This window comes from Ensifer sp. ENS07 (genome assembly GCF_014852185.1).
GTDB classification, from domain to species: Bacteria; Pseudomonadota; Alphaproteobacteria; order Rhizobiales; family Rhizobiaceae; genus Ensifer; species Ensifer adhaerens.
In genome coordinates this window covers 68,730-92,826 of the sequence record NZ_JACVBE010000012.1, presented here as the reverse complement: position 1 = coordinate 92,826, position 24,097 = coordinate 68,730, and the positions used below count along the sequence as shown (strand labels likewise).

Here is a 24,097-nt window from a genome sequence, read left to right as displayed (position 1 = left end):
CGCGCTAACACCTGGGGAGGAGATGATGCGCACGATCGATGTGAATGAAGCAATTGACGGGAGCCCGCTTGGGAGCTTCCAGTGGATGGTGGTAGTGCTCTCGGCGCTGCTGTTGATCGTCGACGGTTACGACGTCTTCGTCGCCGGCACGGTGCTGCCGACGCTGATTGCCGAATGGGGCCTGAGCAAGCCGCAGGCCGGCGCGCTGCAGGCCTGGGCGCTGTTCGGCATGATGTTCGGGGCGCTGATCTTCGGCCCGCTCGCCGACCGGATCGGCCGCAAGAAGGGAATCGCCATCAGCTTCCTGCTGTTTACGCTCTCAACCCTTTTGACCGGCTTTGCCAATTCGCCGGAGCAATTCAAGATCTTCCGGTTCTTCGCCGGTCTCGGCTGCGGCGGCTTGATGCCGAATGCGGTGGCGCTGATGAACGAATATGCGCCGAAGCGTCTGCGCGGCACGCTGGTGGCGCTGATGTTCTCCGGCTATTCCGTCGGCGGCATGGTCGCTGCCGGCCTCGGTATCGGCCTCATCCCGTCCTATGGCTGGAAGCCGATGTTCTTCATCGCCGCCGTGCCGCTGCTCCTCTTGCCAGTGATCCTCTGGAAGCTGCCGGAATCGCTCGGCTTCCTTATCCGCCAGGGCAAGCAGGAAGAGGCCAAACGCATCTATGCCAAGATCGATCCGAACGCGCGTCTCGGTACCACCGACAGGCTGGTCTTCTCCGAGAGGAAGGGGGCCTCGGCATCGGTGCTGGAACTCTTCCGCCATCAGCGGACCCTGCGCACCGTGATGCTCTGGGTCGCATTCTTCTGCTGCCTACTGCTCGTCTATCTCTTGTCGTCCTGGCTGCCGAAGGTGCTGCAGGAAGCTGGCTATGCCGAGAAGGCGAGCCTGCTCAGCCTGTTCTCGCTGAATTTCGGCGGCATGGTCGGCGCCATTGCCGGCGGTTGGCTCGGTGACCGCTTCGGCCTGCCCAAGGTGGTGGTCGGTTTCTTCGTTGCCGCCGCCTTCTCGATCGCGCTGATCGGCTTCAATCCGCCGACGGGTGTCCTGTTTCTGATGGTCTTTGTTGCCGGCGCCACCACGATCGGCACGCAGATCCTGCTCTATGCCAGCGTGGCGCAGCTCTACAACCTGTCGGTTCGCTCCACCGGTTTGGGCTGGGCCTCCGGTGTCGGTCGCATCGGCGCGATCGTCGGCCCGACGCTCGGCGGCGTGCTCCTGGCGCAGGAGCTTCCGCTGCAGCAGAACTTCGCGATCTTCGCCGTACCGGCGGCGATCTCGGCTGTCGCCATGCTGGTCTTCGCGGTCAGCAACGCCCGCCGCGTGGAGATCGCGCGACTGGCGGCGGCATAGATCGAGGCGAGGCGGCCGGGCCGCGAAGGGATCGGTTGCCACCCTTGAGCACGCGCTGTCGATATCTACCTATTGCAGCGCCGCGTACCACCCGAGGCGCGATGTTGCGCCAAGAACGACAAAGCCGCCATTGCTGGCGGCTTTCCCGATTGGAGTTCCTGTTTCATGGCCTATCTCGACTTGTCCAGCCATCGCCTTCACTACCGCATCGAAGGCGACCAGAGCGGCAACGCGCCCTGGCTGCTCTTCTGCAATTCGCTCGGCACCGACCTCTCCATGTGGGATGCGCAGATCGCCGATCTGTCGCCCCATTTCCGCGTGCTGCGCTACGATCGCCGCGGTCATGGCCAGTCCTCGGCGCCGCCGCCGCCCTATGCGCTCTCCGACCTCGGCCAGGATGTGCTCGCGCTCATGGATGGCCTGGGGATCGAGCGGACACATTTCTGCGGCCTGTCGATCGGGGGCCTGACCGGACAATGGCTAGGTATCCATGCCGGCAAACGTTTCGACAAGATCGTGCTCTGTGCCACGGCGGCGCGGATCGGGACGCCCGAGAGCTGGGCCACCCGCATCGACAGCGTTCGGGCGGACGGTCTCGCAGGGCTCGCCGCGGCCACGGCAGAACGCTGGTTCACCCCGCAGTTTGCAGCCAGCCATGCAGAAGCCGTCGATCGCATTCTGGGCGCCTTCACCGCCACCTCGACCGACGGCTACATCGGTGGCTGCACCGCGCTCGCGGGCGCGGATCTGAGGGAGGAGATCGTAGCGATTGCCAACCCCGTGCTCGCCATCTCCGGCAACGGCGATCCGGTATGCCCGCCGGCGGACCTCGAATATATCGCCGCCCGGGTGCAGCGAGGCCGGCACCTGTCGCTGCCTGGTCGGCATATCGTCAATATCGAGTCGGCAAAGGCCTTCAATTCGGAGCTTCTCGACTTCCTTCGGCCATAGGTGCCGCGCAGATCCGTCACTTGATCGGAACGAGCGGCGACGGCTTCGCCGACGGTGCCAGTCGCAAGCTCAGACGTGGCTCCGAACAATCCTGAAAGCGGTCAATCATGAAGGCGGCGACCAACGTCCAGGCGGGCCGCGTCAGCCATCGAGCCAGGCGGCCAGACTGTCAAGCGTCTGCAGCCCGTACTCCACCGCGCCGAAGTCGATGACCGCTTGGCGGCGCTCGCGACTTGGGTGAAGCTGGCGCAGGGTCAGCACGGTCTTGCCGTCGGCCTGTTCATCGAAAGTAATCGTCATATAGAAGCGATCGGGGTCGTCGGGCTCAGCAGTGCCATAGTCCACTACGATCAATTCGTTGGGCACGATCTTCAGGAAGCGCATCAGACTGGGGAAGCGCTGCTGCCGACCATCAAACTCGCCCACCATGTCGAAGCGCCATACCCCGCCCTCACGGATGTCAGCCTCATGGTTCTCGATGCTGAAGCCAGCCGGGCCATACCATTGTGCCAGCGCTTGCGGGTCCATCCAGGCGGCGAAAACCTTTTGTCGCGGGTGCTTCAGCACCTTGACCAAAACGATTTCGCGGTCGGGCGACCAGGTCTCAAAAATCGGTTCCATTGCCGTTCCCTACGTCTTGTCCAGATAGGCTTCCAATCGGTCGAGCCGTTCGGCCCAACGTCGTCGCTCCGCTTCCATCCAGGTTGCCGCCTCTTCGAAGCGCCCCCGCTCCAGTCGACACCAGCGGCTGCGGCCACGTTTCTCGCTTGCGATAAGTCCGCAATCTTCAAGCACCTTGAGGTGCTGGGCGAAGGAGGGCAGTGCCATGTCGAAGGGCTCGGCAAGGACACTCACGGGCATCTCCCCGTCCGCAAGCCGTGAAACAACGGCGCGGCGCGTCGGGTCGCTGAGTGCATGGAAGGCAAGGTCAAGCGGGGTCGAATGATAGGGCATGCGCCACACTAAAGCGGACCGCGCACGCGCGTCAATGATAATAAGGTACTTGCCTTTGTATTCGGGTGAAATTAATAAGGCACCTACCTTACTATTAGGAGAGACCAATGGCAGTTCGTGTCGATCTCAACATTTCCCTGGACGGTTTCGCGACAACCACAGATCAGACCCCGGACAATCCGTTTGGCGCTGATTGGCCGCGTCTGGTTGCCGCCTATGCTGCGACCCGAACGATGCGGGAGCGCGTGTTCAAGGACACGTCCGGAGCGGGCACCACGGGCGTCGATGAGCAATATGCGCAGTCATACTTCTCAAACATCGGTGCTGAGATTATGGGTGCCGCCATGTTTGGATTTCACGCTCACCCAAACGATCCCGACTGGCGCGGCTGGTGGGGGGAAGGACCTCCGTTTCGCGTCCCGGTCTTCGTGCTCACGCACATGCCGCGGCCTCCGATCGAGATGGCCGGAGGCACCACATTTCATTTTCTGAACACGTCCCTTGCCGATGCACTCCGGCAGGCGACGAGCGCTGCGGACGGTAAGGATGTCCGTATTGGCGGCGGACCCACGGTCGTGCGCGCCTATCTCAAGGCAGGCCTTGTCGATAGCTTGCATGTGGCGATCGCACCCATCCTGCTCGGGCGGGGTATCCGTCTTTGGGACGATCTGCGCGGGTTGGAGGCCGGCTACACCGTCAAGGCAGAAACGGCCGAGAGTGGGACTGTCCACCTCACGTTTCAGCGCTAGCAGCGGACCAGAGCGATGGCAGCTTCTCGTCTCCTCGGACGATGCCATCTCTCCGGGCAAGACCGAAATCGAACAGACCGAGCACAGGGCGACGCGTGTCATCGCCCTGCGGCCAGTATGACGATGCTATCGATTCGCCAGTGTTTTCTGCAGGGCCTCGCGGGTCAGCTTGCTGATCTCGGCATGAATATCGGCGCGCGGCCGTTCCGTCGTGCCGCAAATCGGATCGACCTCGCCGAAGGATTCAAGCAGTTCGGCAGCGCCGTCCTTGCATATCGGCAGGAAGCTGAAGTGGTCTGCTCCGGCGACCGTGGCATAGGAGCCCTTCGGCGTCAGCGCCGCCAGCGGCTCGGAAGCGACCGCAAGCGGGATCGTCTCCTTGCTGCCGAGATTGATGAAATGCATCGGGATCGCGATCGCCTTGAGGCTGTCTTCCACATAGGCCTGGGCGAGGCCGGGGTCGACGAGTACGGCGCCTTTGATCCGAGGATCCCGGTTCGACTGCTCGAAACGCGCCTTGTCGACGGTGCGAAGATCGAGCTTGTCGACGTCGACCGGCGTGTCGTCGACATAGCCCCTGCCGCCGACGAACCAGGCGCAATCCCACTTGCCGTAGCTGTCGCAGTAGCCGGCATAGGCCTCGAGGCTCGCTCTTGCCCCTGAAATCTCCATGGCGGTCGAGCCGCCGAGAGAGAATCCGAGGACGGCGATCCGCCCGGGGTCGATTGCAGCGCTCCATTGCGGATCCCGGGTGAACGTGTCGATCAATGCCGAGAGGTCGGCCGTCCTTTCCCAAAGCTTCGGCGTGTTGGCAGGCGTCGAGTCGCCGCTGGTGGTGCCGGGATGGTTGGGGCCGGCGACGATGAAGCCGGCCGCCGCGAGCTCGGCCGCAAGCCAGCTCATCGCCTCGACGCGGCCGCCCGAACCATGGGACAGAACCACCAGCGGATACCGGCCCTCGCGCAAGGGGGCGTTCTTCGATGCGGGCGATCCCTCGAAGATGCGATTGTCGCCGACAAGCACCGGCTCACCGCCGGCTTTGGCGGGATACCAGACGGTGACGGCGAGTTGGCGTTCCCGCTTCGGTGCGGCAACGTCGATCTCGCGGACGCCGACGTCATCGGCTTGCGCCGAGGCGGCCAGGCTCAGAAGGAAGGCAGCGGCGGGAATGAACTGGAGGAGGGGCATTGGGCATCTCGCTGTGTTGGAAAAGACGGCCGACCGTCACCGACGCCCCGTTTGTCCGCGTCCTCGATCGCGATTGAGGTCGTCCCGAATCGCGATCTGGGCAATGATCCGCTCATCGAAATGCCTGCTTGCCGCTCGCCTGCCTGCCGTTTGTCTGTCCGCCTTTGTCTGTCCGCCTTTGTCTGAAGGACATGCCTTGATCTTTCTGCCGCTCCCGTTCGTCGTCGCCTTGCTGCTTTTTATCCTGCTTGCGTTCATGTTGCATGGCGACGAGCCAGGGCGGCGCAACCGGCCGTTCCTCGCTCTGGTGGCGCTCTGTGCGCTCCAGTCGGTGATCGTCGGGCTGCGTTGGGGCTATGACGTCACTGCGTTGAAGTTTGCGCTGCCGGTGCTTGCGAGCGGTGTGCCGCCGCTGGTGCTTGCGAGTTTCCACAGCCTGATCCGCAGAGACGAGCGCAGTGCTGCTGCGGCGGGGTGGGTCCATGCGGCGCCGACGATCGGTATGTTCGCGCTCGTGCTGTTCGCGCCGCGCTACATCGATTTCGCCTTGATCGTCGAATATGTCGGATACGCGCTGGCGCTCCTGAACCTGGCGCGCGTCGGTACGGATGCGCTGGAGGAAGCGCGCTTCGAAGGTGCGGCCGCGGCGCACCGCGCCTTGCTCATTGCCGCGTTCTCGCTCTGCCTTTCGGCGCTCTTCGATCTTGCGATCCTTCTGGATTTCGAATGGACGAGGGGCGCGAATATCGGCCTCATCGTCAGTAACGCGAACTTGCTGGGCCTGCTCTTCATCGGGCTGACAGCCATGGTCGCGGACCGTGCGCGTGCGCTTCCGGCCGCCGGCGCGGTCACCGACGAGGATCCTGTTGCAAAGCCGCAGGACCGCGAAATCCTCGACAGGATCGATCAACTGCTCGTCAGTCAGAAACTGGCCCGCGACGAAAACCTCACCTTGTCACGTCTGGCGCGGCGCGCGGGCCTGCCCGCCCGGCAGATATCGACCGCCGTCAATCGGCTGGCGGGCAAGAACGTCTCGCAATACATCAACGATATCCGGATTGCTGAGGCCTGCCGGCTGTTGCGCGAAACCGACATGTCGGTGACCGCGGCCATGCTGGAATCCGGCTTTCAGACGAAATCGAATTTTAATCGCGAGTTTCGCCGCGTCACCGACTTGAGCCCCGTCGCCTGGCGCGAGCAGAACCGGACCGGAGCGCTTGCCGCCTGACTGATGCCATGGCGATGCCCGGCCGCGGTGCGGCCGGGCTGGTTGGAGGCAAGGTGTGCGGTGACGTACTTGCGACGGTTACTGCTGGTCTGCGGCATTGTCGCCGATCGTGATCGCAACATCCTTCGTCTTGCCGGTCCGCCATAGGCTCAGGTTCTTCGAGGTGCCGGGCGAGAGGTCGGCGACCATGCGCGACAGGTCACGCGGCGACTTCACCGGGTTGCCGCCAAGCGCGATGATGATGTCGCCGGCCTTGATGCCGGCCTTGGCCGCGGGCGTTCCGCCACTGACGCCGGCAACGAGCGCGCCCTCAGGCTGGGCAAGGCCGATGGCGTCGGCGATATCAGCCGTGACCGGCTGTATCTGCACGCCGATGAAGCCGTGCTGGATCGAACCATCCTTCATCAACTCAGTGACGACCTTTTGCGCCTGGTCCGAGGGGATGGCGAAGCCGACGCCGACGCTACCGCCGTTCGGCGAATAGATCGCCGTGTTGATGCCGACCACCTGGCCCTTTGCGTCGACCAGCGGTCCGCCGGAATTGCCGTGGTTGATCGGGGCGTCGATCTGGATGAAATCGTCATAGGGACCGCTGTGCAGGTCGCGGCCGCGCGCCGAGACGATCCCCGACGTGACCGTCGTGCCGATGCCGAACGGGTTGCCGATCGCCAGCACCTGGTCGCCAACCCGCAAGGTGTCGGAATCGCCCCAGGCAACTGTTGCGAGCGGCTTCGGCGCCGTGATTTTCAGGACTGCGAGGTCGTTCTTCGGGTCGGCGCCGACAAGCTTGGCCGGCACTTGCGTGCCGTCGTCGAGCGTCACCATGATGCTCGATGCCTTGTCGATGACGTGGTTGTTGGTGACGACGTAGCCGTCCGCGGTCACGATGAAACCGGAGCCGAGCGCTTCGGCCCGTTCACGCTGACGCTGCTCAGGCGCCTGGTCCGGCAAGGGGATGCCCTGATCGTGGAAGAATTGGCGGAATTGTTCGTCGAAGGGCGAATTTCCGCCCGGTTGCGACGGTTCGCTCGCACCGGCGTTGTCGGCCTTGATCACGGTCGTCACGGTGACGACCGCCGGCTTGTCTGCCGACACGACCGGCGCGAAGGATCCGCCGGATGTGGCCGGGACTGCAACGGCCGGACTGGCCGCCGCAGCGGCCACGTCATGGCCTGTGAAGGCTGCTACAGACAAGGGCGCAATGATGACGGCTGCGCCAAGGAGGGCGGCAGCTCGATACCTCGTGAGAATGTTTGACATGATCCTGTTCCTTTCGCTGCCTGTTTGCCGGACGAACTTGGCCGGACGCAGCCCGAGGCAGGTCGGGTCTGCGGGCACCGTCGGCCGGCATTGGATTAAGGGGCGGTCTGGTTACCGAAGGACCAGGCCCTTGAGCAGGCCCGGCCCCATCGGTTACGGCTCACCCGAAGACGGGTGAGCCTCAACGTGTCGGTCAAGCCATTCGGGCGATGTCGCGGTCGAGATGGCGAACGTCACCCTGGAGCCGGGCGTAGGACTGGGCCGGCAGCATGCCGTGATGGGCGGCGGCGGTCTTGACGGCGTCGGCGCGCACAGCACCGTCTTCGCGTTCAAGCTTCCGGTAGTTTGCTGCCGTCAGCTTGCCCTGTTCGTGGTCGGCGTTGATGCGGTGGTTGTCGACCCGGAGTTCATGCAGGACGTGATCGAGCCGCGTCGATGCAATGTGGGTCGGTGTCCGGTAGACCGGCATGGCCGGGGTTGCCATGTCGTCCTGGGCGAAAATGCCCTGGTAGTAATCGCCGGTATAGGCACCCTTGTCGTTGTCGCGGCCGAAATCGTGGTGATCGGCAGCAAAGGCGGCGCCGCTTAAGAGAACGAGGGCGACGGTTGCGATGGTGGTGGTCTTGAAGGGCGAGCGCATGACTGCATCTCCTGAATTGAAGGAAGCGCCGCGCGCTTCCGTTCGAGGCTGTCTCCTATTGTCGCGTCACGGCCGAAGCGGTCGCCGGCAATATTCAGCCTCGAAAATGAAGGTATTACTTCCGTGCGCCGCCGTCATGTTAATAACGCGTAATATTTCGGTAAACATCTCCGGAAATCCGCTTCATTAACATTATTTAATAAAGGCCAATTCGCTCCAGATTGACGGATATTCTTTCCCCAGGCGCGTATTGTGGCCCTTTTGCGGCCGCCCGCCCGCGCCTTTTCTAGTCAATCGAGCTTAGGGCTGAGGGCGCGGAGGAGGAGCTACGATCCGGCATAGTGGGCGCGCGGCCGGATCAGATCGCCGCTGACGACCTGTTCCATTGCGTGCGCGAGCCAGCCGACGGTGCGTGCAAGGGCGAATATCACCATCGGCGCGTCATCGGGTAGATCATAGGCAGCAGCGAGCGCCGCCAGAGAGAAGTCGAGATTGGCCGGTTCTCCGAGCAGTTCCTCGCCGGCCTCGGCCAGCGCGGCATAGAGCGGCGGCACGTCGAAGCTCGACATGATGGCCTTCGCGCGCGGGTCGCCGTCCGGATAGAGCCGGTGGCCGAAAGCCCGGACCACGCCGTCCGAAGACAGCATGGTACGGATCGCCTCGCGCACCCCGCCCACGGCCGCCTGTTCGGCAAGCCGCGTGACGCTCAGCCAGGCGCCGCCGTGCCTGGGGCCGGTGAGGGTGGCAAGCCCCGAAAGTGTGGCGGCGGAAAGTGCGGCGCCGGACGACGCGGTGACCCGTGCTGCAAAGGCGGAAACGTTGAGCTCGTGTTCCGCCGTCAGCACCAGGCATCGGCGGATCGGCTCCGCCGCCTCCGGCCGCTCCCAGCCGTGCGCCAGGCGCTCGTGCAGCGGCACATTTTCCCGCGACGGCGCAAGTCCGGCGGCAACGGTCGCCAGCACCTCGGCGGCCTCGGCCTTCAGGATGGCGGGCCTGCGTCCGAGCGCCGGCAGGTCGGCTTCGATGCGCCCGGCGAGAAGCGTAAAGGTCGTTGCTAGCCGCGATTGGCTGCTGCCGGGATCGCGCGCTGGAACAACAACCGCCGCCGGTGTCAGCCAGAGCAGGGCGGCGACCTCCTCCAGGGTCGCTGTGGTGGCAAGTTCGATCGCGTTGCTGCCGCGGTAGGAGAGCTGCCCTCCGGCGATGCTGGAGATCGTCGTTGGCAGTACCGGCTCGCCCCAGCGGATCGTCTCGGCCGCCACGACCGCCGCCTGCCGCCTGCCGGCGTGGCGCTCGGCCAGCCGGTGCACGTCGTCGGCCTGGTAGAGGCTGCGGCGCGGGTCGGCGGGGTCGGGCTTGGCGCGAATGCGGCCGCGGCTGACATTGGCATAGAGCGTCTGCCGTTTGCTGCCGAGCTTGGCGAGCGCCTCTTCGGCGGTGATCCAGAGTGTATTCATGTTGATCAATAGCATCAAGATTGACGTCAATAGGTCTAGGTCGGATCATCCTCGGCGTAAAGGAGAAACTTGATGATGAAGAACGGACTTGAAGACGTCGTCGCCGCCGAAACGCAGCTCTCCCATGTTGACGGCGAGGCGGGTCAATTGATCATCCGCGGCGTCTCGCTCGATCACCTGGCCGGCCACGCAAGCTATGAGGATGTCGTGGCGCTGTTGTTCGAGGGGCTGCTGGGGCCGATGCCGGACCGGGTTGAACTCGCGAAGCGGCTGGGTGAGAAGCGAGCGGAAGTGTTCGCCCATGTTGGCGCCATCGACGATGCGTTGCTGGAACTGCCGCCGGTCGACATCATGCGCGCGCTCATCGCCCGGCTCCCGGATGGGGAGGACCTCGATACGGCCCTACGTCTGCTCGCCGCGCCGGCCGTCTTCCTGCCGGCGGCGTTGCGCATGAAGAGCGGTGAAGCTCCGGTCGCGCCGACGCCGGCGCTGTCGCACGCCGCCGATATCCTGGCGATGCTCTGTGCCAAGGTGCCGAGCAGACAAGAAGTGGCGGCGCTCGACGCCTATCTGGTGACGATCTCGGACCACGGCCTCAACGCCTCGACCTTCGCCTCACGCGTGGTCGCCTCCACCAAGGCCGGTCTCACCTCTTCGGTGCTTGCCGCCATCGGGGCGCTCAAGGGGCCGCTCCATGGCGGCGCGCCTGGTCCGGTGCTCGACATGCTGGACGCGATTGGAACGCCTGAGAATGCGGAGGCCTGGCTTTCCGACGCGCTCGACCACGGCGAACGGCTGATGGGCTTTGGCCACCGTGTCTATCGTGTCCGCGACCCCCGCGCCGATGCGCTGAAGGGCGCGCTGAAACGACTGATCGCTGCGCATCCGGCCAACCGCGATCGCATTCGACTGGCAGAAGAGGTCGAACAATCGGCGCTCGCCGTCCTGAAGGTGCGCAAGCCCGACCGCCCGCTCGACGTCAACGTCGAGTTCTACACGGCGCTGCTGCTCGATGCGCTGCGCTTCCCGCGCGACGCCTTCACCGGCGTGTTCGCGATCGGTCGCACCGTCGGCTGGATCGCCCATGCCCGCGAGCAGGCGCTGGAAGGCCGCCTTATCCGGCCGCGTTCGCTCTATGTCGGGCCGCTGCCGCAACAGGCCGCGTGAGTGTTCTATGCTGAGGCGGAGACCATCCGCGCATTTCGCAGGTGTTGTTGAAAGAACGCCTTCAGGTCGCGGAAGTCATCGAAACCAAGGACGGTCGCAAAACGGGCGACCGTCGTCGGCGAGACGGCGCAGACTGACCTCCCCCCCCCCCCCACATCGGCGCGCCGCTTCGCGCCCAGAACCAAGGAGTTTACCAATGGGATACAAGCCGTCTCCCCGTCCTGTCTTTGATCGTCCTAGCCACATCCCCTATGCCGGCGTCACGCGGCATCTCTGGGGCGAGGAAAATGCCGGTCTCGTTGACGGCTGGATCTACGCCTCGACGGAAAGCATTCACCAGATCGTCTTCATGCAGCCCGGCGGCTGCTTCAAGCATACGATGGCCTCCCGCGATCTTCGGGGCGTACGAGGTTCTCTACGTGCTGAGCGGTACACTTGGCCTTGCCAACCCCGAGACGGGTGAATTCTGCATCGCGAAGGAAGGCGAGGCGCTGTTCTTCCGCAAGGAAACTTGGCACCACGGTTTCAACCTTGGCAACGAGCAGGTCCGCGTGCTGGAATTCTTCGCGCCGCCGCCGGCCAAGGGCACGTCAGGCCCCTATGCGCGCACCAAGCCCTATATCGAGATCGAGCAATCGCGCTATGGCCAGAGCAGGTCCATCGGTCGCTGGCCGATGGACGCCGACGCCCAGCGGAAGGCCAGGACAATCCATTCGATGCGCGATGCCGATCTGCTCTTAAGCCTCGATCGGCAAACGCAGGGCGCCTATACCGGCCTCTATTGCGCGACCGATCAGCTCACCGTCGGCAAGACGACGCTGCTTTCGGGAAAACGCACCGGCATGGAGCGCCACAAGGGTGACGAATGCCTCTACTTGGTGTCGGGTATCGTGAACATCCATGTGCCCGATGCCGAAAGCCAGGTCTGGTTCGAGCTCAACCCGCGCGACGGCTTCCGGCGGGTTTCGATCACCAATATTTCAACATGACGGGCGACAAGGTGGAGTTCGTCTTCGGTGTCGCCCCGGAGTACTGATCTCAGACAAAAAATACGGCAGTACCCGCTGGATGCTGCCGTATCTGAAAACAGGAAGTCGGCCGAGAGGAACGTTGTTTCCCAAATAAGTTGGCGGCCCTTAGGCCGCCTTCTTTGCGTCGAAGGGGATCTCGATATCGACGGCGAGCGTTGAGACCTGGGGGCCGCGTTCCATCGTTACGCGGACCTTGTCGTCGTCGATCTGCATGTGTTTGGAGATCGCCTGGAGGATTTCGTCGCGCAGTTTGGTGACGAGATCGCTATCGCCGGCGGATGCGCGCTCATGGGCGAGCAGCACCTGCAGCCGTTCGCGGGCGGCCGGCGCTGACTGTGTGCGGGAGAAGAAACGGAAAAGGTTCATGCCGCTTTCCTTCCGAAGATCTTGCCGAGGAAGCTGCGCTTCTCGCCGGGGATGTTGATCGGCAGGGCCTCGCCCTTCAGTCGGCGAGCCGCCTCGAAATAGGCAAGCGCCGGGGCCGAGCGGGTGTCGGCCAGCGTGACCGGCGAACCGACGTTGGACGCGCGCAGCACGTCGGCGCTTTCCGGAATGATGCCCATCAGCGGGATTGACAGGATTTCGAGCACGTCGTCGACCTTCAGCATGTCGCCGCGCTCGGCGCGTACCGGGTCGTAGCGGGTAAGCAGCAGGTGCTTTTCCATGCGCTCGCCGTTTTCCGCCTTGAGCGTCTTGGAATCGAGCAGGCCGATGATGCGATCGGAATCGCGCACCGACGAGACTTCCGGATTGGTCACGACGATCGCGATGTCGGCGTGGCGCATGGCCAACGTGGCGCCACGCTCGATACCGGCGGGGCTGTCGCAGATGACCCAGTCGAAGGCGCTCTGAAGGGCGGCGATGACCTTCTCGACACCTTCCGGCGTCAGGTTGTCCTTGTCGCGGGTCTGGGAGGCCGGCAGCAGATAGAGCGTTTCCAAGCGCTTGTCGCGGATCAGCGCCTGCGACAGCTTGGCCTCGCCCTGGATCACGTTGACCAGGTCATAGACGACGCGGCGTTCCGCGCCCATGACGAGGTCGAGATTGCGCAGACCGACGTCAAAGTCCACGACGACGACTTTCTCGCCGTTCTGAGCGAGTGCGGCGCCCAGTGCGGCGCTGGACGTCGTCTTGCCGACGCCGCCCTTGCCCGATGTAACTACGACTACCTTGCCCATTCGTCTCTCCAAGTATCTAAGAATTCGCCTTCGCCTACGTCCTCGTGACCCCGGCCGGATCGACCTGAATCACCAGATGCGGATGGCAAGCATCCACACCTTTCCTTGCCTCGGCCTAACCGAGCGTTCCGGCCTTCAGCTGTTCGCCGTCGAGCCAGATCTGCACGGACTTGCCACGCAGGTTCTGCTCCATGTCGTCGGCCGTCTTGTAGAAGCCGTCGATCGCAATCAATTCCGCTTCGAGCTTGCGGCAGAAGATCCGCGCCGAAGCATTGCCCGTGGTGCCGGCCATCGCCCGGCCGCGCAGCGCGCCGTAAATGTGGATCGAGCCGCCGGCGACGACTTCGGCGCCCGAGGCGACCGAGCCGATGATCGTCACGTCCCCTTCGGGGAAGAACAGCGACTGGCCGGAGCGCACCGGCTGGGTGACGACGATCGACGGCGTCGCCTTGGTGGCAAGCGGTTCTGCCGTGATCACGGTTTCCGCGGCTGCTTCCGCTTCCGGCGTCTCGCTCTTTTCGGCCTGTTCCGCCATCTTGGCTTCGTAGTCCGCCGCCGGGCGACCGTCGGTCATCGCGGGAGGAAGGTCAGCGCCGAGCAGAGACTGGCGCGCGCCTTCGATGCCCATGATGCGCACATTGCGCTTGCCGAGCTGGTCGACGAGTTCGCGCAGTTGCGACCGGTCGATATCAAGGCCGTCGACATCAAGCACGACCGGGCGTCGCAGGAAGAAACCGGCGGAGCGGGAGGCGAGATGGTCGAGGCGGGTGAGCCAATCCTCGAGCGGAAGCTCGGGGGTCAGCGCTAGCGCAAGGAAGGATCGCCCCTTGAGGCGGATCGGCCGGGATTCGGTTAACACATCATTCATCTTGGTAAATTTTCCGTTGCTTCGGTGTATCGATCAAATGGTTAACAAATGGTTAATTCGGCAATGCGAAGGTTAATGAGGCGGCGCTGAGGACCGGTCGCCGGCCGCTGGAAAACAAGGAAAATCGGGTGGCCGAAAAAGCCGCTCTTTTGCCCATCGTCGCCTTGGCTTCGGCCGATCAGACCCTGCGCCCGGCGCCGAGCGACGCAGAAAGCCTCGATACGGCAAGAGCGATTCGTCCGGGCTCATGAGGGGAGTTGACATTGGAACGCTAAAATAAGAACATAACAAGAACAAAGCGGAGGTTCCCATGAGTCGGATGGAGACCATGACCCACACGGAAGAAGTGATCGAACGCGCCATGGCCGCCGTTGCGGCCGCCCGAAAGAAGCGGGAACGCGAGGCCGAATGGCGCAAGCGCACCTTCGGCCGCATCGACATGGCGCCGCCGTTGCCGCGGCTGAAGCGTGGCGGTGTCCAGCTTTCGCTTCGGCTCGACGGTTCCGCACGCTGACGAAGGAGCGGGCCGCTCAAGGCCCGGCAGCTGGATGACGGGCGAAGCGAGTCGAAGCTTCGAGAGGAATGAACATGAGGCATCGTCGAAGCATCGACCTGATGCCGCGCGAAGACGCCACCGTTGACGGGGCGACCTTGGAACTCTTGCCGGAATGGTACGTGCTCGTGGCGCAATGCGGGAAATGTCGACACCAGGGGCGGATCGATCGCCGGCTTGTTGCAAACAGGCGCGGATGGGGCGTCTCTCTCAATTCCATCGGCCCGGCGCTGAAATGCGTACGCTGCGGCAACAGGGAAGGGAACAAACTGCTTCTTGGCCGGTTGCCCCGTGACTGATGGGCGGTGCGGGCAGAAAGCGTGGCGGGGCAGATGGGTTTGCCTTGAGAGCGCACGAAGGCGTCTCAGTCACATAGAGGGTGATTCTCTGCTATTTGTACTATAGAATTGATAATGGTCGGTGCCTCTTTGAATTGTATGGCGTTGATGTCGATCATACATTGATTGTTAATGAAATTTATCAAGCGTGATGCGCTGAAATTAGCGTGGATTCGGAACAAATTATTATTCTTTTCGTTGATGTGGTGATCAAACGAAAGGATTAGATCATGAAGAAGCTTATAATCGCCGCGGCTGTTGTTTCTTTGATGGCAGGATCCGCATTTGCTGAGGATGCCAACCAGAAAGCCGGCACGGCCGCAGGCATCGTTGGCGGCGCAACCGCGGGTGCCGTCGTCGGCGGGCCGATCGGTGCCGGTGTGGGTGCCGTGGTCGGTGGCGCGCTCGGCGGAGCGCTGACGCCGCCGCCGCCGGAAGTCATCACCTATGTCGAACAGCAGCCCGCACCGCCTTCGGTCGTCGTGCAGGAGCAGGTCGTGATCGGTAAACCCATCCCGCAAGCCGTCGTCCTGACGCCCGTACCCGATAATCCGCGCTACGCCTATGCGGTCGTAAATGACCACCGCGTGATCGTCGAGCCGCAGTCGAGAACGGTGGTCCAAGTCATCAACTGACCGTAGGCGGTCTTCATACCGTAGTCTCTCAGGGAGGGGTGGCGTTCCGCGCCGCCCCTTCCTTTTGCCCAGCTATCGATAAGGCGAGGCATCAAATGCCCTTGAGCGCTCAGCGGGATCGGTCGTGTCGATTGGTTCAACCTGATAAACTGCTGGCCGGATTTCATCGGCGGGGAGCACGTCATGGGAGCTGTCGCGCATGAAGACTGGCCGATCGAGATGTGGCGCCCGGGGGTTGAGACCCGCATGCTCATCTCCGCGCTCAATGGCGCTTCCGGATTGTGCCTGTTCGAACAATGGATCGCGCCCGGCGCCGGCGCGCCCACCCATAGCCATCCCGTCGAAGAGGTGCTGACGGTGGTGGCGGGGCAGGCGGAAATGTGGATCGACGACGAACGTTTCATCCTCACCAGCAATCAATCGCTGATCGTGCCGAAATTGCGTCGGCACGGGTTTGCAAATGTCGGCGGCGAAACGCTCCACATTCGCGCTGTGCTCGCATCCGCAGCCTTCGAGGCAAGCTTTGACGATGCAGCGGAAGCGACCAGGCGCTGGGCAGCCGCGCCGGTGCAGGGATAGGTCGGCACCTCCCATAAGCCACCACCCGAACTTCGGGCAAAGCCGTCGTGTCCGGCAGCGACCGGCTATCGAGGCTCTTTCCCGAAAAGCTCGCACGCGTGTTTCTCACGCCGAGGGACGCACGGCGCCGAGGATGAAAATATACGCGCGAAACAACTAATATAAATCTCGAATTATATTGCCAGTATTTCGAGTATTTATTCGGTATTGCTTTACGAGTTTATATAAATACAGTCCGCATAGAAGTGTCGATATTTCCGTGGCAAAGTATTCTTGAAAATTGTTTGAAGGGGAGTGATCGCATGGCGAGGATCGTAGGTTCCTATGGGAACGACGTTTTGAAGGGTACCGCGGAAAGCGACCGCATCTGGGGGCTTTTCGGCGCCGACACGATCGACGGCGGCGCTGGCGATGATTTCGTCAGCGGCGGCGGCGGGCGCGATACCCTGATAAGCTCGAGCGGCTACGATCGGCTCGACGGCGGTGCCGACGACGACCAGATCGTGCTGAACGGGACCGGCGGTGCGGTCACCGGAGGGGCCGGCTATGATGGTCTCGTGGTCGATTTCTCACAAACCTCCGAGCGCATGGTGTTCAACGGCGGGTCCGGCCACGGTTATGTCGGAGATCCTGCGCTCGCCGGGCGCCACGTCTTCTTCCACGATATCGAGTGGTTGCGGGTGCTTGCCGGCAGCGGCGACGACCGGATCGCCGGCACCGCCTCAGGCGACAACATCTCGACGGGCGCCGGCAACGATGTCGTCTACGCCGGTGGCGGAAACGATCTCATAACCAACAGCGGCGGTCACGATCGTCTCAATGGCGGCGCCGGCAACGACCGCTTCGTTCTCATCGGTACCGGCAGCACCGTCTCCGGCGGCAGCGGCACCGATACGCTGGCTATCGATCTCGTCGCCGCCAAAGCCCCCGTCGTCTTCAACCTGCAAAACGGCCACGGCATCATCGGTCATCAGACATCGGGCGAGCGCCATATCTTCGTCACCTATGACGGCATCGAAAAGATCGAAGTGACGACGGGAAGCGGCAACGACCGGATCCTGGGGAGTACGCTTTCCGATGTCATCCAGACCGGCGGCGGCAACGACTTCGTCGACGCGGGTGTCGGCGACGATACGATCATCGACGGGCTCGGCGCCAATCGCCTATTTGGCGGTGACGGCCGCGATCAGATCACCTCGACGCTGTATTCGGCAGAAATCGACGGTGGGGCGGGCCAGGACTGGTTATGGATCAAGGAAACGCAGCGCACGAGCGACCTGACGGTCGACTTCTCCGCCGGAGGGGCCTCGACCGGCACCGTCATTAGCGGCATCGAGGAGGCGAGCCTCATGCTCGGCAGCGGCAACGATCGGGTGATCGCCGGCGATCTGACCTATCTCGTGGTCGAGGCCGGCGCTGGAAACGATCACCTCGAGGGCGGCGCCGGAGGGGATGCGCTCTATGGCGAAGACGGCAATGATTACATTCACGGGGGTGCCGGAAACGACTCGATCGTCACGGGCGCCGGTGACGATGTGGCCTATGGCGGCGACGGAATGGACACGCTAGCCAATACCGGCGGCAGCGACGTGCTCGATGGCGGCGCCGGAGACGACTGGCTGCAGGACACCTTCCCCGGCGGTGGCAGCCTCGGTGTTGCGTCGATCCTGCGCGGCGGCGCGGGCAACGACACGATCAATGCCCGCTACGTCGGCGAGGTCGATGGCGGTGAAGGCCGGGACCTCCTGAACCTCAACTATGGCGGCCTGCCGGAGGCGATGGACTTCGACGCGGCACGGGGTGTCACCCATACCGGCCTGACGTTCACCGGTATCGAATATTTCAACGTTTCGAGCGGGGGCTACGACGACGTACTGCGCGGCGGCGACGACAACGACACTTTTTACGCCTCGAGCGGCAACGATATCCTCGAGGGGCGCGGCGGGGATGACAAGCTGACGGGCGCGTCGGAAAACGACCAGCTCTTCGGCGGCGACGGGGCGGATTTCCTCGATGGAGGGTCCGAGAACGACCTATTGAGCGGCGGTAACGGCAGTGATGTGCTGACGGGTGGCCGCGGCGCGGACACCTTTTACTGGTCGTCGGAAACCTCCGGCGAGGTGGGCCTCGATCGCATTCTCGATTTCGATGGCCGGCAGGGTGACCGCATCGCCTTTTCCCACGAGGCCCAGGACACAACGGGTATTCACAGCTATGCGGATTTCCTTGCCGCAGCGCGCGACACGGCCGATGGCGTGTTCGTCTCCTTCAATGGCTCGGAAACCGAAGGCATTCTGATCGAGGATAGCTCGCTCTCGGTTCTCTCCGAAAGCGATCTCGTCTTCGGCTGAGGCCTCGTTCGTCAGGCCTCCGGAGCTGCGCCTTCGTCTTGGCGCGCGGCATTGATCGTCTCCGTGGTTAGGTGCCCATCGATGAGATGAAGGCGCCGGTCCATGCGCGCGGCCATATCCAGGTCATGAGTGACCGCGACCACGGTCTTGCCCTCTTCGCGCACCAGCGTTTCCAGGATCCTGAAGACCTGCTCGGAGCTCGTGCTGTCGAGACTGCCGGTCGGTTCGTCGGCGAGGATCAGCGGCGGGTCGTTGGCGAGTGCACGGGCGACCGCCACGCGCTGGCGCTGGCCGCCCGAGAGCTGATCGGGCCGCTTGTCGAGGTGATCGGCAAGCCCGAGTGCCGCAAGCAGCTCGCTTGCCTTCCCACGCATCTCGCTCCGGCCGAGGCGGCCGAGCTTGCGCATGGGAATTTCGACGTTCTCGCGGGCGGTAAATTCGGGCAACAGGAAGTGGAACTGGAAGACGAATCCGATATTGGCGAGCCGCGTGGCTGCCCGTTCGTTCTCGTCCATTCGCTCCGTGTCGCGACCGCGGATCATAAGCGTGCCACCCGTCGGCCGGTCGAGCAGGCCGAGCAGATAGAGGAGCGACGACTTGCCGGAACCGGAGGGGCCGGTGACAGCGACGAATTCCCGCTCGCCGATGGTGAGCGATATGTCCTTCACCAGCGTGACAGGTACGGTCTCCCTGAGGATCCGCGTCACATCCTTGGTTTCGATCAGCGTGCTCATGTCGCGCCCCGGATGATATCGACGGGATTTGCCCGGGCCGCGCGCCGCGCCGGCAGGTAGCCGGCAACCGCTGCCGATCCGAGCGCGAAAGCGGCGGCGATCAGATAGTGCAACATGCTCCAGGCGATCGGTAGCCGGGTCATCTCCTGGCCGGTGGCGGCGAGCTCGAAGCGGACGAGCGAAAGGCCATAGATCATTGCCAAGCCGAACGCCCAGCCGACAAGCGTGCCGACTGTCGCGATCGCCACGCCTTCGAGCACGAAGAGGATGCGCATGTCGGTCTCGGTGAAGCCGAGCGATTTCATGATGGCGATGTCGCGCGCCTTCTCGTGCGTGATCGTCGAGATGATGTTGAAGATACCGAAGCCGGCGACCAGCATGATCGCAGCGACGACCGTGTACATGATGACGTTGCGCACGACGAGCGCCTCGAGGATCGACTCGTTGGCCTCTTGCCAGGCGATCGCCTTGTAGCCGAGTTCCGCCTCGATACGCCGGGCGACGGTCGGGGCGGCGTTCGGATCGTCGAGCTTGATGTTGATCACGTTGATCGCGTTGGGCCGGGCTGAGAGGATTTGGGCGTTTTTCTGCAGCACATAGGCCTCGCCCTCGTCGCGCGCCGTCGTGCCGGTGTGGAAGAGGCCGACGATCTTGAAGCGGCGGCTGAGCCCTTCCGAAGAGACGGCGGTGATCGTGTCGCCGATCTTGGCACCGAGCCGGGAGGCCATGGTATCGCCGATCACCACATTGTTGCCGCCGGCGGCAAGGGCGGCGAAGCTGCCCGCCCTGAAATCTCCGATGATCGGCGAGACCCGCGGCTCCGCCTGCGGATCGATGCCGATGACGGCGGCGCCGACCTCCTGACCGGAATAGCGAAGGACGCCCTGCGCCCTGAGGGTGGCTGCAAAGCGGCCGGGGATCCAGCCGTCGAGCCAGGAGAGCGCTGCCGTTGGGTTGATGATGCCGCGGCGGTCGTCGCGTGGCCTGAGGCCGGAAATGGCCGCGGCACTAAACAGGTCTTCCGCCGGCTGGCGGCGCGCCGTGCGTTGCTCGTCGGTCACCTGCACATGGGGCATCGTGTCGACGAGCTGGCGAACGAAGTCGTCCTGGCCGCCCTGCATCAGCGCTGCCATGGCGATGGAGAAGCCGACGCCGACCGCCACGCCCAGCATCGCGACGATCGTCTGTCGGCCTCGGCCGGTGATGTGCGTCAGTGCGATGTCGAGGATGAGGCGCATGGCGGGCTCATTTCTCCGGCGAAGGGGTGGCCTTCACCCGCGTGCCATCGGCAAGACCGGTCGGGAAGGGCGAGACGACGCGCGCGTCGTCTTTGAGGCCGGAGAGGACTTCGACGCCGTCGGCGCCGCGGATGCCCGTTTTCAGTTCTCGGATCCGTGCGCGATTGCCGTCGATCACGGCGGCCTTCGCTCCTTCCAGCGCCACGGTCGGGATGATCAAGGCGCCATTGGCGACCCGCACGATGATGTTGACGTCGGTCGACATGCCGATCCGAAGCGGCGTGTCGTCGGGCAGCCGAAAGCGCACGCGATAGGTCTTCGTTACCGGATCACCCTTGGGCGTGATGCTGTCGACCGTCGCTTCCAGCTTGCGGTCGGGGAAGGCATCCGATCGGAGCAGCGCCTTCTGGCCGACTTCGACGCGCGGGATATCCTCTTCGTTGACGTCGGCGGTGACGATCAGCGGTTTCGGCTCTCCGACCCAGAAGAGCACCGTGCCGAGATCCGCGACCTCGCCGATCTCGCCGTCCTGCCTGAGTACCTGGCCGGCGCTCGGTGCGCGCAGCACATAGGTCGCGAGCCGCGCCTGGCGGCCGGCGACGAGCGCTTCGAGCTGGCCGAGTTCGCTGCGCGCCCGGTCGACTTCCTGTTCGCTGATCGTGCTGCGTTCGGCGAGCGCCAGCTTGCGCCGATATTCCTCCTGCGCCAGCGTCAGCCGCGCCTGTAGTTCGCCAAGCGCCGCCCGTGCCTCGGTGTCGTCGAGGCGGGCGAGCACGTCACCCTTGGCGACACGCTGTCCCTCGCAATTGCACTGCTCGACGATGCGCTCGGCGACCGTCGGGGTGACTTTCGCCCAGGTGCGCGGCTCCACCACGCCATCCGCATAGATGATCTCCGCCGCATCGCCGCGTTTCGGCGAAATGACGGAGACGGGAACCGGGCGAAGAAAATACCAGGCGCTTGCCGCACCGACGGCAACGACAACGGCCGCTCCGATTGCATAACGAGTGAGCCGCACGAGACGCTCCTTGAACGCTTCCAATCCGTTCTGTATAAATAGACCGACGGTCGGTTTGTTTCAAGGCTGCCGATTTCCTCGACCTTCAGGAGCGTCGTGGACCGCGCCGCAAACCCGTGCTAAGCCGCCGTCCTGGGAGCGCTCATGGTCAGAACGAAGAAATCGCCGGAAGTCCGATCGAACGAGTTGATCGATTGCGCCGAGCGCTTGTTCTTTCTGCACGGCTACGAGAATACGACGGTCAACGACGTCATCCGCGAGGCCAATCTATCCAAGGGCGCCTTCTACCACTATTTCGTCTCGAAGGAGGCCTTGCTGGAGGCGGTCGCGACCCGCCTGGCTGAGCGGAACCTGAAGGAATTGCAGCCGCTTTTCGAAGATCCGTCGCTCGATGCAGTCGGCCAGCTGAATGCGCTTTTCGCCGGCTCGCGGCGGCTGAAGCTCGACATGGCGCCGCAGCTGAAGAACAGCTTCAACGCCCTCTTCAAGCCCGAAAATGTCGCGCTCTATCATCGTATCGACGAGGCGCTGATGGCCGTCAGCCTGCCGCTGGTCGCCGAAATGCTGCGGCGTGGGCACGCGGACGGAACGCTCGATGCGCCCGATCCGGAAGCTTCCGCCCTGATGTTGCTGCAACTGCGGCTGAGTGTCGCCAAAGTGATGCACAAGGCCTTGCAGCGACAGGAGGCCGGCGACCTCGACGGCGCGGCTGCGATGCTCGACGGCTGGATGCGAACCTACGGCACCGCCATCGAGCGCTTTCTGAAGCTCCCGGATGGAACGATCGAAGTGACCGAACCGGGTTTCTCCCGCGCTTTCCTTGAAGCATAGCCGACGGTTCGGTTGCCGGCTCGCGCGTCATTGCCTGCCGCGGCGGCGGCAGGGATCAAAGCGCTCCGTCGATCGCGCCGCTGTTGCGCTCGCCTGTGTTCGTCGGAGACGGAAAGAGCTGGGAGCCAAAGGCGCCCTGGCTGCTGATCTCGGGGAAGCTGACGTCTGCGATTTCGAAATCGGGCATGAGCGCAAGCATCGGCAAGATCCGTTCGAAAACCGCGCCGCCCAGCGGTGCTGCATTCCAGCCGGAGGTGCGGAAGCCATAGGTCTCCTTCAGACCCTTGGGCTCGTCGAGCAAAGTGAGAAGCAGATAGCGCGGATTGTCGACGGGAACGACGCCCATGAAGGATGTGATGTTCAGCTCCTTCGAGTAGCGCCCGCTGACCACCTTTTCGGCGGTGCCGGTCTTGCCGCCTATGAAATAGCCTTTGACCTCCGCCTTCTTTGCCGAGCCGGTCTTGGCGTTGAGCCGCAGCAGATAGCGCAGCGCCTCGCCGGTCTCCGGCTTGATCAGATTGCGCGCGATGATGCGTTCGTCGAGCGCCGCACCCTTGATCAGAGTTGGCCTTATAAGGCGCCCACCGTTGACGAGCGCCGCCACCGCGATGCTCGCCTGCAGCGGCGTCACGGCGATGCCGTGGCCGTAGGAGGCGGTCGCCGTTTCGATCTCGCCCCAGCGTCGCGGCAATTGTGGATGGGCGCTTTCGGGCAGTTCCGTCGTCAGCCGCGACATCTGCCCGAAGCGCGTCAGGAATGCCTGCAGGTTCTCCGGGCCGACGGATATCGCCATTTTCGCCATCGAGATGTTCGACGAATAGATGAAGGCCTCCGGCACCGTCAGCGGTCGATGCTGGCCGCGGTAGTCGTTGATGCGGAAGCGGCCGAAGGCGAGCGGCTTGCTGGCGTCGATGACGGAGCGGAGCGTGAACTGGCCGGAATCGAGCGCCATGGCCGTCGTCAGTGCCTTGAAGGTCGAGCCCATCTCGAAGGTGGCGGCGGCGATGCGGTTGATACGGTCGGGCTTCAGCGCGTCCACGGGCAGGTTCGGGTCGAAATCCGGGTAAGAAACGAGCGCCAGGATCTCGCCATTGGTGACGTCGAGCACCAAGCCGGCCCCGGCCTTGGCGCTGAACTTGGCGATCGCCTTGCGCAACTCGACCTCGAGCGCATGCTGGATGCGGATATCGAGCGTCGTGCTCACCGGCTCGAGGTTGCGATGGGAGAGATCCATGCCGCTCTGGCGAAGCACCTCCAGCCCCTGGCCCTCGATCCAGCGCTCGATGCCGGCGATGCCAATATTGTCGATATCGACCGCGCCGAGCACGTGGGCGGCAAGCGTGCCGTTGGGATAGAAGCGCTGTTTCTCGCGCTGGAAGCCGATCGCTGGAAGGCCGGCGTTCCAGACGGCCTGCTCTTCGGCCGGCGTCACTTGCCGCTTGATCCAGGCAAACGCCGCACCGCTCTTCAGCCGACGATAGAGGTCGCGCCCGTCGAGATCAGGGAAGATCGCTGTCAGTTTCTCGACTGCTTCGTCCACATCGACGATCAGTCGAGGCTCGGCGTAAAGCCCGGAACTCGGCACGTCGATCGCCAGCAGATTGCCGTTGCGGTCAAGGATCGAGGGACGGCCGAGCGACGGCGGCGGCGGTATGTAGCCGGTGCGCTCGTAGTCGGCGGCGCCGAGCTGGACGAGACGCGCGAGCATGAGGCCGAAGACGAGCGCGAACGCGCCGATGACGAGGAGAAGGCGGCCGCGGGGATCCGGCCGGAGCTGAGCCTTGCGTGCCAT

The 24,097-nt window shown here is 63.8% G+C and carries 24 protein-coding genes and 1 pseudogene; 12 read left to right on the top strand and 13 right to left on the bottom strand.

What is annotated here, in order from left to right; all coding sequences use genetic code 11:
• Positions 1-22 precede the first annotated feature (22 nt).
• Complete coding sequence (locus IB277_RS28135; RefSeq protein WP_082566574.1) at positions 23-1,357, top strand: MFS transporter; 1,335 nt, start codon at positions 23-25, stop codon at positions 1,355-1,357.
• A 165-nt stretch (positions 1,358-1,522) separates the two neighbouring features.
• Positions 1,523-2,308, top strand: coding sequence for a 3-oxoadipate enol-lactonase (gene pcaD / locus IB277_RS28130; RefSeq protein ID WP_134886316.1), 786 nt, complete (start codon positions 1,523-1,525; stop codon positions 2,306-2,308).
• 141 nt (positions 2,309-2,449) lie between these two features.
• Here pcaD and IB277_RS28125 read toward each other — a convergent pair whose 3' ends face one another.
• On the bottom strand, positions 2,450-2,929 hold the full coding sequence (locus IB277_RS28125) for an SRPBCC family protein (protein WP_034801716.1): 480 nt from the start codon (positions 2,927-2,929) through the stop codon (positions 2,450-2,452).
• Between the two features lie 9 nt (positions 2,930-2,938).
• Positions 2,939-3,262 (bottom strand): helix-turn-helix transcriptional regulator, encoded by a 324-nt coding sequence (locus IB277_RS28120; RefSeq protein WP_060521861.1) that lies wholly within the window; start codon positions 3,260-3,262, stop codon positions 2,939-2,941.
• A 107-nt stretch (positions 3,263-3,369) separates the two neighbouring features.
• Between IB277_RS28120 and IB277_RS28115 the strand changes: the two genes are divergently transcribed.
• Entirely contained in the window at positions 3,370-4,011 is a 642-nt protein-coding gene (locus IB277_RS28115; RefSeq protein WP_192372185.1) for a dihydrofolate reductase family protein, read from the top strand.
• Between the two features lie 126 nt (positions 4,012-4,137).
• On the opposite strand, the gene IB277_RS28110 is transcribed toward IB277_RS28115, so the two are convergent.
• The gene (locus IB277_RS28110; RefSeq protein WP_034801709.1) at positions 4,138-5,199 is read right to left on the bottom strand and encodes an alpha/beta fold hydrolase; all 1,062 of its coding nucleotides are present in this window, start codon (positions 5,197-5,199) and stop codon (positions 4,138-4,140) included.
• A 196-nt stretch (positions 5,200-5,395) separates the two neighbouring features.
• Between IB277_RS28110 and IB277_RS28105 the strand changes: the two genes are divergently transcribed.
• A complete protein-coding gene (locus tag IB277_RS28105; RefSeq protein WP_112985987.1) occupies positions 5,396-6,427 on the top strand; it encodes an AraC family transcriptional regulator in 1,032 nt (343 codons plus the stop codon).
• Positions 6,428-6,508: 81 nt separating this feature from the next.
• Here IB277_RS28105 and IB277_RS28100 read toward each other — a convergent pair.
• The 3 genes and pseudogenes from IB277_RS28100 to IB277_RS28090 form a co-directional block, all read right to left on the bottom strand.
• A pseudogene (locus IB277_RS28100) lies at positions 6,509-7,687 on the bottom strand (Do family serine endopeptidase); the annotation flags it as partial.
• Positions 7,688-7,880: 193 nt separating this feature from the next.
• Positions 7,881-8,327, bottom strand: a complete 447-nt coding sequence (locus IB277_RS28095) for a hypothetical protein (protein WP_090425993.1) — start codon at positions 8,325-8,327, stop codon at positions 7,881-7,883.
• Positions 8,328-8,653: 326 nt separating this feature from the next.
• Positions 8,654-9,784: a citrate synthase gene (locus IB277_RS28090; protein WP_060584600.1), complete on the bottom strand. Its 1,131-nt coding sequence runs from the start codon at positions 9,782-9,784 to the stop codon at positions 8,654-8,656.
• Between the two features lie 75 nt (positions 9,785-9,859).
• Between IB277_RS28090 and IB277_RS28085 the strand changes: the two genes are divergently transcribed.
• Together IB277_RS28085 and IB277_RS28080 are read left to right on the top strand one after the other, a co-directional pair.
• A complete protein-coding gene (locus tag IB277_RS28085) occupies positions 9,860-10,951 on the top strand; it encodes a citrate synthase/methylcitrate synthase (RefSeq protein WP_034801767.1) in 1,092 nt (363 codons plus the stop codon).
• Between the two features lie 251 nt (positions 10,952-11,202).
• Complete coding sequence (locus IB277_RS28080) at positions 11,203-11,940, top strand: cupin domain-containing protein (RefSeq protein WP_371813695.1); 738 nt, start codon at positions 11,203-11,205, stop codon at positions 11,938-11,940.
• A gap of 147 nt (positions 11,941-12,087) precedes the next feature.
• Here IB277_RS28080 and minE read toward each other — a convergent pair whose 3' ends face one another.
• The 3 genes from minE to minC all read right to left on the bottom strand — a co-directional run bounded on the left by minE (position 12,088) and on the right by minC (position 14,028).
• Positions 12,088-12,348 (bottom strand): cell division topological specificity factor MinE, encoded by a 261-nt coding sequence (gene minE, locus IB277_RS28075; RefSeq protein ID WP_034798387.1) that lies wholly within the window; start codon positions 12,346-12,348, stop codon positions 12,088-12,090.
• Positions 12,345-13,160, bottom strand: coding sequence for a septum site-determining protein MinD (gene minD, locus IB277_RS28070; RefSeq protein ID WP_034798389.1), 816 nt, complete (start codon positions 13,158-13,160; stop codon positions 12,345-12,347). The genes minE and minD overlap by 4 nt, the downstream gene beginning before the upstream one ends.
• 115 nt (positions 13,161-13,275) lie before the next feature.
• A complete protein-coding gene (gene minC / locus IB277_RS28065) occupies positions 13,276-14,028 on the bottom strand; it encodes a septum site-determining protein MinC (protein ID WP_034798390.1) in 753 nt (250 codons plus the stop codon).
• 128 nt (positions 14,029-14,156) lie between these two features.
• Between minC and IB277_RS38720 the strand changes: the two genes are divergently transcribed.
• The 5 genes from IB277_RS38720 to IB277_RS28045 all read left to right on the top strand — a co-directional run bounded on the left by IB277_RS38720 (position 14,157) and on the right by IB277_RS28045 (position 18,484).
• Positions 14,157-14,279: a hypothetical protein gene (locus tag IB277_RS38720; RefSeq protein ID WP_255381169.1), complete on the top strand. Its 123-nt coding sequence runs from the start codon at positions 14,157-14,159 to the stop codon at positions 14,277-14,279.
• A gap of 77 nt (positions 14,280-14,356) precedes the next feature.
• The gene (locus IB277_RS28060; protein ID WP_034798488.1) at positions 14,357-14,542 is read left to right on the top strand and encodes a hypothetical protein; all 186 of its coding nucleotides are present in this window, start codon (positions 14,357-14,359) and stop codon (positions 14,540-14,542) included.
• Positions 14,543-15,149: 607 nt separating this feature from the next.
• Positions 15,150-15,554 (top strand): DUF1236 domain-containing protein, encoded by a 405-nt coding sequence (locus IB277_RS28055; protein WP_060584803.1) that lies wholly within the window; start codon positions 15,150-15,152, stop codon positions 15,552-15,554.
• Positions 15,555-15,737: 183 nt separating this feature from the next.
• On the top strand, positions 15,738-16,133 hold the full coding sequence (locus IB277_RS28050) for a cupin domain-containing protein (RefSeq protein ID WP_034798394.1): 396 nt from the start codon (positions 15,738-15,740) through the stop codon (positions 16,131-16,133).
• Between the two features lie 302 nt (positions 16,134-16,435).
• Positions 16,436-18,484: a calcium-binding protein gene (locus IB277_RS28045; protein WP_060521875.1), complete on the top strand. Its 2,049-nt coding sequence runs from the start codon at positions 16,436-16,438 to the stop codon at positions 18,482-18,484.
• An 11-nt stretch (positions 18,485-18,495) separates the two neighbouring features.
• On the opposite strand, the gene IB277_RS28040 is transcribed toward IB277_RS28045, so the two are convergent.
• The 3 genes from IB277_RS28040 to IB277_RS28030 are packed head-to-tail and all read right to left on the bottom strand — an operon-like array spanning position 18,496 to position 21,474.
• Positions 18,496-19,218, bottom strand: coding sequence for an ABC transporter ATP-binding protein (locus tag IB277_RS28040; protein WP_112976622.1), 723 nt, complete (start codon positions 19,216-19,218; stop codon positions 18,496-18,498).
• Positions 19,215-20,456 (bottom strand): ABC transporter permease, encoded by a 1,242-nt coding sequence (locus IB277_RS28035; protein ID WP_034798398.1) that lies wholly within the window; start codon positions 20,454-20,456, stop codon positions 19,215-19,217. The genes IB277_RS28040 and IB277_RS28035 overlap by 4 nt, the downstream gene beginning before the upstream one ends.
• A gap of 7 nt (positions 20,457-20,463) precedes the next feature.
• The gene (locus IB277_RS28030) at positions 20,464-21,474 is read right to left on the bottom strand and encodes an efflux RND transporter periplasmic adaptor subunit (protein WP_034798492.1); all 1,011 of its coding nucleotides are present in this window, start codon (positions 21,472-21,474) and stop codon (positions 20,464-20,466) included.
• A 144-nt stretch (positions 21,475-21,618) separates the two neighbouring features.
• Between IB277_RS28030 and IB277_RS28025 the strand changes: the two genes are divergently transcribed.
• Positions 21,619-22,305, top strand: a complete 687-nt coding sequence (locus tag IB277_RS28025; RefSeq protein ID WP_034798399.1) for a TetR/AcrR family transcriptional regulator — start codon at positions 21,619-21,621, stop codon at positions 22,303-22,305.
• Between the two features lie 55 nt (positions 22,306-22,360).
• Here the strand turns inward: IB277_RS28025 and IB277_RS28020 are convergent, their stop codons facing one another.
• The gene (locus IB277_RS28020) at positions 22,361-24,097 is read right to left on the bottom strand and encodes a penicillin-binding protein 2 (RefSeq protein WP_051659434.1); all 1,737 of its coding nucleotides are present in this window, start codon (positions 24,095-24,097) and stop codon (positions 22,361-22,363) included.